Origin of the sequence: Clostridium sp. MCC328 (assembly GCF_018785465.1) — a bacterium.
Classification (GTDB): domain Bacteria; phylum Bacillota; class Clostridia; order Lachnospirales; family Lachnospiraceae; genus Pilosibacter; species Pilosibacter fragilis.
In genome coordinates, this window is the sequence record NZ_WQPW01000029.1 from 13,052 (window position 1) to 25,195 (window position 12,144).

Here is a 12,144-nt window from a genome sequence, read left to right on the forward strand (position 1 = left end):
GGTGAAATAGAAAAATGAAGCGCGGCGGTACCTGAAATAAGTTGCCAATATTCTTTTTAACAGGTATACTGGATAGGAATGCATGATTTCGTTATAGAACATTCGTGAAAAACCTGTTATCGGCAGGTTTTGCGGATGTGGTCTGCACATTTGCTGCGCTGACCGTGATAGAACGCAGGCGTGCAGGAAATAATAGAGAATATCGGAGGAACTTAAAGATGACAGGACGCAATGTTGGAAAGACATGCCGCACACATTACAGAGGTACTTTTAACGATGGTACACAGTTTGACTCTTCCTACGACCGCGGCGAGCCGTTAGAGTTTGTATGTGGCGCTGGACAGATGATCAAGGGATTTGACGCGGCTGTTGCGGATATGGAGGTCGGTGAGATCAAGGAGATCCACCTGATGCCGGAGGAAGCTTACGGAATGCCGAATCCGAATATGATCCTCACACTCGAGATCGCAAATCTCCCGGGTTCCGAGGACCTTGAGGTTGGACAGCAGGTATACCTCACAAACCAGAGCGGCCAGCCGTTCCCGGTGAAGGTTACCGCGAAGGACGAGAAGATGATCACTCTTGACGCGAACCATGAGATGGCGGGGAAAGAGCTGAACTTCAAGATTGAACTGGTTGAAGTAAAATAGGAATAATCCCGACATTTTTCCACATACTACCCATAAGTCACACGATATGGAAGCAGTGGTATGCAGGAGGAATAGACGTTATGAAAGCTACGGGAATTGTAAGAAGAATTGATGACCTCGGACGTGTGGTGGTTCCGAAGGAGATCAGGCGGACACTTCGTTTGCGCGAAGGAACGCCGTTAGAGATCTTCACGGACCGTGAGGGGGAGATCATTCTGAAGAAGTACTCGCCGATGATGGAACTGAATGCGTTTGCAGGGCAGTATGCAGACGCGATGGCGCAGTCGACAGGGCTTATGGTCTGCATCACGGACCGGGACCAGGTGGTCGCGGCGGCCGGCGGGGCGAAAAAGGACTTTTTCCAGAAGCCCATCAGCCGGGCGCTGGAGCATGTGATCCAGGAGCGGATGACGGTGCAGGCGGGAAAGGATGAGCGGGCGTTCACGCCTGTGACGGACGATGACAGCGAGGGAATCACTGCGCAGGTGATCACTCCGATCATCTGTGAAGGTGACGCGATCGGGTCGGTCATTGTGATGAGCAGGGAGCCGAGGGCGAAGTTCGCGGATGCGGAGGTGCGTTTGGCAGCGACGGCGGCGGGATTCCTGGGACGGCAGATGGAGAGCTGAGAATTGAGGCTGGGCGAGATTTGAAACAGCAGTAAAAATGTTGAGAAAATATGCCTGGTAAGATAAAAAAACGAAAAAAGTCCACATGATGATATTTTAGAAGAGATCACTTCAATAAATATTATCATGTGGACTTTGACTTTTATTTACAACGAATCAAAAAACGATCGTAACTGTTCAGTAGGTCTGCGCACTTGCTGCGCTGACCGTAAGAAAACATAGGCTGGAGGGCAAAAATCCCATCAGCGAAGCTGATCTGGAATGGATTTTTGCGTGTAACTATGAAGGTACTGAATAGTTACAAACGATCTAAATAAAAGGCATTATGCAAATGCACATTTCTAATTGCCATGCATCCGGAAGAAGCTGCCGGTGGCGGTTCCGCAGGTGAACAGTGTATCCAGACTATGTTCATGCGGGTAGACTTTTCGGATTCTGACATTCGTTATGCACGTAATTATTCGGTCTACGCTAGTTTGGGCTGAAAGAACTTTATTTCCCAGTCTGCTTCTTCGAATTCCCATAGATATACACCATGATCGAAGCAATCGCAACCAATGCGCCGCCGAGGATCGAGGTGGATTTTACAGGCTCGCCGAGGATCGCTGCGCCGAGAACGATGCTGAACAGGATTCCGGAGTAGTTGTAGATACTGATCTCGGATGCCGGGGCGAAGCGGTAAGCGTAGGTGATGAATACCTGGCCCAGGGAGCCGAAGAGGCTGATCAGTATGAGCAGCATAAACTGATGCGGGTCCGGCATAACGAAATTGCTGATGACGAACGGCAGGGAACCGAACACGCTGAAGGTTGAAAAGTGCATGATAACGGTGATTCCGTCGACTTTTCCCTTAAAGTAGCCGAGAAACGTGTACGCAACGCCGGATGTGATGGCGGAGAGCAGCGCGACTACCAGCGGAAATGGGTCGGACTGGAAGCTTGGACGGAATACGATGAATGCGCCGATAACGGACAGTGCCAGCGCCGGGATCTGGATCGGGGAAAGCTTCTCCTTCATAAACACAGCCGCCAGCAGTGTGACAAAGATCGGGGAGAGCTTATTTAATACGGTGACATCTCCCTGTGCAGCATGGCTGGAGGCGTAGAACAGCGTGATCAGGCCCAGAAATCCGAAGAAAGAGCGGCCGAACAGGTACGGCTGGTATTTTTTCGGGCCGTAGTAGGAACCACGTTTTTTACGGATGATGAAAAAGGAAACGATCAGGATGAAGAGATTGCGGACGCAGATCTGCTCCATCGTTGGAATTTCGCGGCTCATACGGACAACGACCTGCATGGAGGCGAAAGAAAGCGCGGACAGGATCATAAAGAGGATGCCCTTTTGTTTTTGTGTGATATTCATGATGTCCTCCTGTGAAATTGTAATCGAGGAATAGCTCAATTAGAGTGATGATATGTCAAAAGACACGACAATTAAGAGTATAACTTTTTTTCATGGAATCGTCAATTGGTGCAAATATGTAGAAAAAATAAAAGATTTCAGGAGGACATGTGGAGTATGTTTGGTGCGGATTAAATTGGAACAAATGGACGGTGATGGACTGCAGTTAAAAAACAGAATGCATATTGCCAGAGAAATAGAATCCAGTTACAATGATAGCAGAAAATAGTGTAACTGTTCAGTAGGTCTGCGCACTTGCTGCTCTGACCGTAAGAAAACATAGGCTGGAAGGCAAAAATCCCATCAGCGAAGCTGATCTGGAATGGATTTTTGCACGTAACTATGAAGGTACTGAATAGTTACAAAATAGTATTTAAAACTGTTGGCGGAGAGCGTAGGCGGAACCGACGGGGAGAGGACCGGGCGATCGTCAGAGGCTCGAAACAGCAGAAAAATGAATGAAAACGGATAAGGTGAGGAAATACTATGTATACATTCGAGGACTTAAAGCAGATCATGAAGACACTGCGTGCGGAGGATGGCTGTCCATGGGACCGGGCGCAGGATCATGACACGTTGAAAAAGCATCTCGTGGAGGAATGCGCGGAGGTGCTGGAGGCGATCGATGCTCATGACACGGAAAATCTCTGCGAGGAGCTGGGGGATGTCCTGTTCCAGGTCATGTTCCACAGTGAGATCGAGGCGGAGCAGGGAAATTTTACCGTGGATGATGTGGTGAACGGCATCTGCGAGAAGATGATCCGCCGCCATCCACGGGTCTTCGGAGGCGAGATTCCGGAGGTGGAGAACGAGAAGGACCTCTGGGAAGCGATCAAGAAACAGGAGCGGGAGGAAAAGAAAAAACGGGCCGCCGCACACTGACGAAAAGTGCGCAAAAACACGGCAAAAACGGGCAAAAATCCTTGACAAAGAATGCAGAAACATATATAAATGTAAGAGTGCAATGCAAAGGTCCTTCGGGCAGGCTTTGTCCGCAGGTTTGAAATGAATTTTAGGAGGAAATAAAACAAATGAACAAGACAGAATTAATCGCAGCAGTTGCTGAGCAGGCAGAACTCTCCAAGAAAGATGCTGAGAAGGCACTGAAGGCTTTCACAGATGTTATTGCAGCAGAGTTAGTTAAAGGTGAGAAGGTACAGTTAGTTGGCTTCGGCACATTCGAGGTATCCGAGAGAGAGGCTAGAGAGGGAAGAAACCCGCTTACAGGCGAGAAGATCACGATCGCAGCTTCCAAGAACCCGAAATTCAAAGCTGGTAAGGCTTTAAAGGATATGGTTAACGCTTAATTCTGTTTAGAATGATAAAAGTGGCTGTGTAGGCAGCACGTGTTTGGATCCCCTCCGTGATATGCGTATTGCGGAGGGGTAAATTGTTTCCGGGGTTCGCCTGGACAGGCGGGCAGCAGGAAGTCCGGCGGCGATGGTGCCGCAGAAAAGGAGCAAGTTATGCGTTTAGACAAATATCTGAAGGTATCCCGTATCATCAAGCGCAGAACCGTGGCAAACGAGGCGTGCGACAGCGGCCGTGTGATGCTGAACGATAAGATTGCGAGAGCCAGCGCGGAAGTTAAGGTCGGAGATGTGATTGAGGTGGCATTTGGAACAAAAGCCGTCAAGGTCCGTGTGACGAGCGTGCAGGAGACGATCCGCAAGGAAGATACGAAGGAAATGTTTGAATATATTTAGGAAAAACCTCACAGTGAAAACTGATGAGGTTTTTTATGTAAGGCGCGAAAACATACCAAAACATACTCTTTATTATACCGGAGTCCATAGATTCAAGTGAATCCATATGATATAATCGACTCGTTGTCACACCCAATCTGGCAACAGAAAGGGGGTGAATGCATGGAGTCGATAATTTCATTTCTGGTTTCCATTATGGCAAGTGTGATCGCATACTATATTTGCAAGTGGTTAGACGGAAACGACAGTGGCAATTAGCCCAAATGAAAACCCCAGAGAATGGCCTCTCTGGGGTTTTCGCTTGTGAATTGCATGGATACAATTTCATTTCTGGTTACCGATATTGTAGCATATGCAAAAATGTATTTCAATATGCCAAAAGTGAAAAACAGCATAAAAATTTTTTAACTTCATATATTTAAAACATATTTACATATACAGGAGGTTTTTATGGAAGAGAATCCGGGAATGGCGCATAAGATCATTTTGAATAATCGGAATCAGGGAAATCTCACGGGGATCCTGGATGTGATCTCCTTTGACGAGAACACCATCGTGCTGGACACGGACATGGGACTTCTGACCATCAAGGGAAAAGACCTCCATGTAAACCGGCTGAGTCTGGAAAAAGGTGAGATCGATATTGAGGGCAGGACGGACAGCCTTGTGTATTCGGCGGGCGGCGGCGCGAAGAGCGGGGGATCATTTTTTGCAAAATTATTTAAGTAGTGGAAAAGCAGTGATGAAAGAGTTCATGAGGAAAAATTCAGGTAACCGCAGAAAATAGATCATGTGACGAAAAATGAGACCATGAAAGAGAAAATAAGCAGGAAATTTAAACTCGGAGGTGCCTTGTGAGTCCCTATCTTACTCTGGAAGTCCGCCTGGTTGGCATGAGTACGGTGCTCGGCTTTATTTTGATGGCGAGTTATGACTTTTTGCGGCTATTCCGCTTTTTTGTTCCCCATGGGCGGCTGTGGACGGGGATCGAGGATTTTTTTTACTGGATCTATGCGGCTGTCATGACGTTTCTTCTGCTGTTTTACGAGAACAGCGGTATTGTTCGGGCGTACATCATTGCGTGTGTGTTTTTCGGCATGATTTTTTATGATAAAATCATTAGCCGGAATGTGTTTCAGCTATTGAAAAAGCTGAAAAAATGGTATAAGATTAAAAGATAGAATAGTTTTGTTGGTTAGAACGGGAGGGAAAATCCAGAAGGAAGCGAGAAATCATGGGAGAAAACCGGAACAGACGAAATAAAAGAAAATCGAAAAACAGTCTGAGCAACCGGATGGCGTTAATTGGAATCACGGTGGTCGTAGCGAGTCTTGCTGTGGTAGTCCATATCGGCGGCGCTTCCCTGAGAGAACGCGATCTGGAATATCAGGCGCGGGAACAGGCGCTTGAGAAGTCCCTCGCGAAGGAAGAGGCGAGAGCCGCGGAACTCGAGGAGTACCGCGTGTATGTTCAGACGAAGCAGTATATTGAGAAGGTCGCGAAAGAGAAACTGGGGCTTGTAAATAAGGATGAAATTCTGTTTAAGGCCGATGAATCAAGCTAGGGCGAATCATGTCGCTAACTTTTAAAAATTAAATACGGGAATCCGACAAATATTTCCCGCCTGCCTGCATATAATAAAATGGCGTATTCTGCGCCGTTAAAGCTGGTCATGGAGATCGGAACGGTCTTTGTGACAGGGTACGCAGGTTAGGAGGGATTTTTGTGTTTGGAAATCGTGAGGTACATAGAAAGCTGTCCGGGACCGGGGGCTATGCGGCGGGGCGGCTTGCGGAGATATCTGAGTCATTAGGACAGCTTGCGAAGGTTATGAAAAATTCCGGCGAAGATCCCGGACTTTCCAGGGAGGACGGGATCGCGGCACTGGAATCGGCGGCGTCCATGGTCTGCGGGAGCTGCGACCGCTGTGGCATGAAACAGGAATGCCTGGAGGATCAGGACGGGGAGAACTATTTCCTCTATTATCTGCTTCGCTCTTTCGAGAAAAAGGGCGCTCTGGAATATCCGGACATGCCCAGGGAGTTCCTGGACCGGTGCCGGAAGAAAACGGATTATCTGCGGGAATTAAATAGAAGTCTTGGGCGGTCCACGATGAATCTCGCCTGGAAGAACCGGTTTCTGGAGAGCAGGGACGCGGTCATGCTGCAGTTTGAGGAGATGGCGGGGATCCTGGGGGAGTTCTCCGGGCAGATGGAGCAGGCGGCGGATGTGACGGAGGCGCTGGTTCCGGCGGTGCGGGCGGCATTTCGGAAACGGCGGATCGCCCTGGAGGACATGCTCGTTTTGAAATATGGGGATGGACGCCGGGAGGCATTCCTCACGGCACGGACAGGAAACGGACGGTGTGTGACCGTGAAGGACATGGCGGCGCTGTTTGGACAGGCTGTGGGGGCGGAATTTATCCCGGCGAGGAATGGGAAGACGCTGGTCACGAGAAAATCGTCCATGGTGCGTCTCATCGAAAAGGGAAGCTACCGGATCCTGTTTGGATGCGCGAAGACCCCGAAAGAGGGGGAAGAAGTCTCCGGTGATAATTATATGTTCCGGAACACGCTGCCGGGGCAGGTGGCGTTGAGTCTCTCCGACGGAATGGGGAGTGGACCGGCGGCTGGGGCTGACAGCGAGCAGGTCATGGAGCTGGCGGAGCAGCTTCTGGATACGGGATTTTCGGCGCGGTCTACGTTAAAGCTCATCAACACGGTGCTCCTGCTGAATGGCATGGGTGACCGGCCGGCGACGATGGATCTGGGACTTGTGAACCTCTATACGGGGGTGCTGGAGATGATGAAGCTCGGGGCGGCGGCATCGTTTTTACTGCCGGACCGGCGGGGCGGCGGCGAGGCGGAGGTCCTGGAGTCAGAAACAGTCCCGGCGGGAGTGCTGAATCCCGTGGAACCGGTGATGATATCGAGGAAGCTGTGGGACGGAGATAAGATCATTATGGTCAGTGACGGAGTCCTGGATGCTATGCCAGGAGTGGAGAAGGAGAAAGCGTTCCGGGAATTTCTGGATGGTCTGCCCGACGCGGGGGTGCAGGAGACGGCGGAGATGATCTTGACGTTTGCATTGTCGTTTGAGGGAGAGCCGCGGGATGATATGACGGTGCTGGTGGGCGGAATATACGGGTAAAGGTAATCACAAACGCACAAAGATTTTAGATATCACTACAGGAAAAACAGCGGAGAAGAAAATGGCAGGAAAAATAGCAGTGAAAACAGATGTAAAAGCGGGCAGATTTCGGCAGAAAGTTCTTAGCTTTATGAAGAAAAATCATATGACAGACCGGGGAGACAGCGTCCTGGCGGCAGTATCTGGAGGCGCGGACTCGGTCTGCCTGCTTTTGCTTTTGCATGAGATGGCGGCGGAGCTTGGAATTAAAGTCTTTGCATTTCATATGAACCATGGGATCCGCGGAGCGGAGGCTGACCGGGATGAGCAGTTTGTGATGGAACTCTGTGAGCGGTTAAATATTCCGCTCACCGTGGCGCATGAGAAAGTGGAAGAATATGCAGCGGAACGTGGTTTATCGGGCGAAGAGGCAGGGCGGATCCTGAGATATCATCATTTGGGAGAGACTGCGGAAAAGTATCAATGCGCGAAGATCGCTGTCGCACATCATGAAGATGATGATGCGGAGACGGTGCTTTTGAATCTGTTCCGGGGAAGCGGACTTACCGGACTTTCCGGGATCCGGCCGGTGCGGGAGAATATTATCCGGCCGTTATTATGTGTTTCACGGAAAGAAATTGAGGGATACTTGAATGAGCAGGAGCTTTCCTGGTGCGAAGACTCCACAAATAAGGAAAATGACTACACTCGGAACAAGATCCGAAACGAACTTCTGCCCTGGGTGACAGAGAATATAAACAGCCGGGTAGCAGAACATATTCTGGCGGTGTCGGAGTTTGCGGCGCAGGCAGACGCATATTTTGAGATGGAAGCAGAGAGAATTCTGGAAGAAAGCTGTTCAAAAAGAAGAGAAGAGGGGAAACAGCCGAATTCCAAAAATGCGGGGGAAGCAGATGGAAGAGAGTCTGGGACAGGTCAGAGCTCGAAAGTGGCAGAAAATGAGATGAAAATGTGTACAAAAATAAACACAGACATTTTCGATCCACAGCCCGAGATCCTGAAAACCTACATCGTCCGCCGCATGATCCTAAACGCCGCAGGGAAAGCGAAAGATATCACGGAACGCCATATCCGCTCCGTAATGGATCTCTCCGGTCCGGGTGGTGGGCATACTGTAGACCTGCCATATGGTCTCAAAGCGGTGCGTGGATATGAGACATTAGGGATCGTACAGATGTCTGAGTCAGATCAGAAGCAGGAGAGAAAACCAGTTTTTGAAAATAAAATCAACCTGGAAACAGATATGGATGAGATTCTGGACCTGGGCGGAACACACATCCGCCTCCATGCCGTCCACCGGAAAAAAGAGCCGGAAATTCCGAAAAACCAGTATACGAAATGGTTTGACTATGATAAAATAAACGTTGGATTATCCATAAGATACAGGAAAAATGGGGATTATCTCACACTTTCCGGGGGTGGAAAAAAGAAGCTCCGCAGGTATATGATCGATGAAAAGATCCCGGAAAACGAGCGGGACCGGATCCCGGTCCTTGCAGATGGAGACCATGTATTATGGGTAGTCGGATACCGAATCAGTGATTATTATAAAATAACAGATGAGACTGAGCACATCCTGGAGGCGGAGGTGATCCTGCCTGGTGGGGGAGAGCCGGAAGGCGGCAGACAGGCAGGCATCTGGAATTGCAAAGGAGAAGACCATGGCTGATAAAATTCGTGTATTATTAAATGAAGAAGAAGTTGACAGGCGGATCAAAGAGATCGCGGAGCAGATCAACAAGGACTATGAGGGAAAAGCGGTTCATCTGATCTGTATCTTAAAGGGCGGTGTATTCTTTACCTGTGAGCTTGCAAAGCGCCTGACTGTCCCGGTTACACTGGACTTTATGTCCGTGTCCAGCTACGGCAGCGGCACAGAGTCCTCCGGCGTTGTAAAGATCATCAAAGATCTGGACCAGCCGCTTGAGGGAAAGAATGTCCTGATCGTGGAGGATATTATCGATTCCGGACGCACACTTGCGTACCTTATCGATATTTTACACAAGAGAAATCCGAACTCCATCCACTTATGCACTCTGCTTGACAAGCCGGAGCGCCGCGTAAAGAAACAGGTAAAAGTTGATTACACCTGCTTTACGATCCCGGATGAGTTCGTTGTAGGCTATGGCCTCGATTATGACCAGAAATACCGCAACCTTCCGTTCATCGGCGTTGTGGAGCAGCAGTAAGGAGGCACCCCAAGTTGAAACAGAACCAGCAGTTCCGCGGAATCGGTCTCGTCCTGCTTGTGATCGCGCTTATCACATTCGCGTCAAGCCTGACGAGCCAGGGGAGCTTATTCAGCCAGGAGATGACCCACCAGGAATTCATGGTGGCCGTGGAGAATAAGACCATCGAATCCGTAGACATCAATCAGAACCAGCAGCCGCCGACCGGAATCCTGGATATATTGCTGAAAAGCGGAGACCGGGCAGTTGTCGCAGTGTCCGATGTAAAAGAAGCAGAAAAACTTCTCCAGGAAAACTCTATCGACTATATTGTCGAGAATGTTCCACAGGAGAATTACCTGATGTCCGTTATCATCCCGGTAGCATTGAGCGCTGTGGTCATCATGTTCATGTTTATGTTCATGAACGCGAGACTCGGCGGTGGCGGCGGCGGAAACTCCAAGATGATGAATTTTGGAAAGAGCCGCGCGAAGATGAGCCGGACAAATTCCGTGAACTTCTCAAATGTCGCAGGACTTGAGGAGGAGAAGGAAGAGCTCGAAGAGATCGTTGATTTCTTAAAGAATCCGAAGAAATATACGGATGTGGGCGCGAGGATCCCGAAGGGAGTGATCCTTGTGGGCCCTCCGGGAACCGGTAAGACACTTCTCGCGAAGGCGGTTGCCGGTGAGGCCGGTGTCCCGTTCTTCTCCATCTCCGGATCGGACTTCGTAGAGATGTTCGTCGGTGTCGGCGCATCCCGTGTCCGTGACCTTTTCGAGGACGCGAAGAAGAACGCGCCGTGCATCGTCTTTATCGACGAGATCGATGCCGTTGCGAGACGCCGCGGTACCGGTATGGGCGGCGGACATGACGAGCGCGAGCAGACCTTAAACCAGCTCCTCGTTGAGATGGATGGTTTCGGCGTCAATGAAGGAATTATCGTTATGGCGGCAACAAACCGTGTAGATATTCTGGATCCGGCGATCTTGAGACCGGGCCGTTTTGACCGGAAGGTCGGAGTCGGAAAACCGGATATCCGCGGACGTGAGGAGATCTTAAAGGTCCACTCCAAGGAAAAGCCACTGGGCGACGATGTAGATTTAGCAAGAGTGGCACAGACCACAGCCGGATTTACCGGTGCGGATCTGGAAAACCTCTTAAATGAGGCGGCAATTCTCGCTGCAAAGCAGTCCCGCCGCTATATTCTCCAGGCTGATATCGATCAGGCATTCGTGAAGGTCGGAATCGGTGCGGAGAAGAAGAGCAAGGTGATCTCCGAGAAAGAGAAGAAGATCACGGCTTACCATGAGACAGGCCACGCGATCCTGTTCCATGAACTCCCGGATGTTGGTCCGGTCCACACGATCTCCATCATCCCGACCGGCATGGGCGCGGCCGGATACACGATGCCGCTTCCGGAGAAGGACGAGATGTTCAACACGAAGAGTAAGATGTTAGAGACCATCATGGTTTCTCTCGGTGGACGGATCGCTGAGGAGATCATCTTCGGTGATGTGACCACAGGCGCGTCCCAGGACATCAAGCAGGCATCTGCGATCGCCCGGGCGATGGTGACCCAGTACGGTATGTCTGAGAAGCTCGGAATGATCAATTACGGCAGTGATGATGACGAGGTGTTCATCGGAAGAGATCTTGCGCATACGAGATCCTACGGCGAGCGTGTTGCCTCCGATATCGACAGTGAGGTAAAGCGGATCATCGACGAGTGCTATGCGAAGGCGAAACAGATCATTCTGGAGCATGAGGATATTCTCCATAAGTGTTCTGCGCTGCTGATCGAGAAAGAGAAGATCGGTCAGGCGGAGTTTGACCGTTTATTTACAGGTGCTGAGGAAAAGTCTGCAGCAACAGAATAAATTTCTGCGTCGGTGGTTCCCTGGGCAGCAGAAAAAGAAAGACTTAGAAATGCTTTGACGGGTCATTTTGAGTAAAACTTTAAAAACTTAAGCAAATCGACGTTTGTGCAAAAGAAATACAGCCAAACGTCGATTTTTTGCTTGAAATGATAAAAATGCATAAAGAAAAATGGACCAATGGCAAAATGAACAAAAAATATTTTCATGTTTTTAAATGTTTGTGCACACTTATCCGGATTCCTATGCTATATTACTACACGTAACCCCCCAATACATTATATAGTTTTTGCTATACCCCATAAGAGACATAATACCTTTTCCGGAAGAAGGCCAGTGGTTCCCCCCGCTGGCTTTCTTTCTGCCCATTTTTAGACAAAAGACCTGGAATTTTTGCCGCAGTTCAGAGCGGCTGGTTTCAGGTCTTTCTATTTTCGGGTCTATCTATTTTCAGAAAAAAACGTGCAAACAGGTGTGCAATCCTGTATAATAACACTTGTGAGTGAAGTAAATGAAAACAGATATCAGTCATACGGCTGCGTGCTGACCGGGCAGCCGTTTCA

General features: G+C 49.5%; 13 protein-coding genes. 12 read left to right on the forward strand and 1 reads right to left on the reverse strand.

Going from position 1 to position 12,144, the window contains the following annotated elements:
- Positions 1-218 precede the first annotated feature (218 nt).
- Both GPK83_RS05630 and spoVT read left to right on the forward strand, forming a co-directional pair.
- Positions 219-650 (forward strand): peptidylprolyl isomerase, encoded by a 432-nt coding sequence (locus GPK83_RS05630; protein WP_015552338.1) that lies wholly within the window; start codon positions 219-221, stop codon positions 648-650.
- 80 nt (positions 651-730) lie between these two features.
- Positions 731-1,279 carry a stage V sporulation protein T gene (gene spoVT / locus GPK83_RS05635; RefSeq protein ID WP_015552339.1) on the forward strand — a complete coding sequence of 183 codons (549 nt, stop codon included), beginning with the start codon at positions 731-733 and terminating at the stop codon, positions 1,277-1,279.
- A gap of 492 nt (positions 1,280-1,771) precedes the next feature.
- Here spoVT and GPK83_RS05640 read toward each other — a convergent pair whose 3' ends face one another.
- Positions 1,772-2,641, reverse strand: a complete 870-nt coding sequence (locus GPK83_RS05640) for a DMT family transporter (protein WP_215704236.1) — start codon at positions 2,639-2,641, stop codon at positions 1,772-1,774.
- A gap of 525 nt (positions 2,642-3,166) precedes the next feature.
- Here GPK83_RS05640 and GPK83_RS05645 point away from each other — a divergent pair.
- The 10 genes from GPK83_RS05645 to ftsH all read left to right on the forward strand — a co-directional run bounded on the left by GPK83_RS05645 (position 3,167) and on the right by ftsH (position 11,584).
- On the forward strand, positions 3,167-3,562 hold the full coding sequence (locus GPK83_RS05645) for a MazG nucleotide pyrophosphohydrolase domain-containing protein (protein ID WP_015552341.1): 396 nt from the start codon (positions 3,167-3,169) through the stop codon (positions 3,560-3,562).
- Between the two features lie 149 nt (positions 3,563-3,711).
- A complete protein-coding gene (locus GPK83_RS05650; protein WP_015552342.1) occupies positions 3,712-3,987 on the forward strand; it encodes an HU family DNA-binding protein in 276 nt (91 codons plus the stop codon).
- A gap of 159 nt (positions 3,988-4,146) precedes the next feature.
- A complete protein-coding gene (locus GPK83_RS05655; RefSeq protein WP_015552343.1) occupies positions 4,147-4,386 on the forward strand; it encodes an RNA-binding S4 domain-containing protein in 240 nt (79 codons plus the stop codon).
- 450 nt (positions 4,387-4,836) lie between these two features.
- A complete protein-coding gene (gene yabP, locus GPK83_RS05660; RefSeq protein WP_215704237.1) occupies positions 4,837-5,115 on the forward strand; it encodes a sporulation protein YabP in 279 nt (92 codons plus the stop codon).
- A gap of 125 nt (positions 5,116-5,240) precedes the next feature.
- On the forward strand, positions 5,241-5,567 hold the full coding sequence (gene yabQ / locus GPK83_RS05665; protein WP_242990631.1) for a spore cortex biosynthesis protein YabQ: 327 nt from the start codon (positions 5,241-5,243) through the stop codon (positions 5,565-5,567).
- A 53-nt stretch (positions 5,568-5,620) separates the two neighbouring features.
- Positions 5,621-5,950 (forward strand): septum formation initiator family protein, encoded by a 330-nt coding sequence (locus GPK83_RS05670; RefSeq protein WP_015552345.1) that lies wholly within the window; start codon positions 5,621-5,623, stop codon positions 5,948-5,950.
- Positions 5,951-6,111: 161 nt separating this feature from the next.
- Positions 6,112-7,536, forward strand: a complete 1,425-nt coding sequence (locus GPK83_RS05675) for a SpoIIE family protein phosphatase (protein ID WP_117483466.1) — start codon at positions 6,112-6,114, stop codon at positions 7,534-7,536.
- A gap of 130 nt (positions 7,537-7,666) precedes the next feature.
- Positions 7,667-9,205, forward strand: coding sequence for a tRNA lysidine(34) synthetase TilS (tilS, locus tag GPK83_RS05680; protein WP_215704238.1), 1,539 nt, complete (start codon positions 7,667-7,669; stop codon positions 9,203-9,205).
- Positions 9,198-9,725 carry a hypoxanthine phosphoribosyltransferase gene (gene hpt / locus GPK83_RS05685; RefSeq protein WP_015552347.1) on the forward strand — a complete coding sequence of 176 codons (528 nt, stop codon included), beginning with the start codon at positions 9,198-9,200 and terminating at the stop codon, positions 9,723-9,725. Before tilS ends, hpt begins: the two co-directional genes overlap by 8 nt.
- Positions 9,726-9,739: 14 nt before the next feature.
- Positions 9,740-11,584 (forward strand): ATP-dependent zinc metalloprotease FtsH, encoded by a 1,845-nt coding sequence (gene ftsH / locus GPK83_RS05690; RefSeq protein ID WP_215704239.1) that lies wholly within the window; start codon positions 9,740-9,742, stop codon positions 11,582-11,584.
- Positions 11,585-12,144 lie beyond the last annotated feature (560 nt).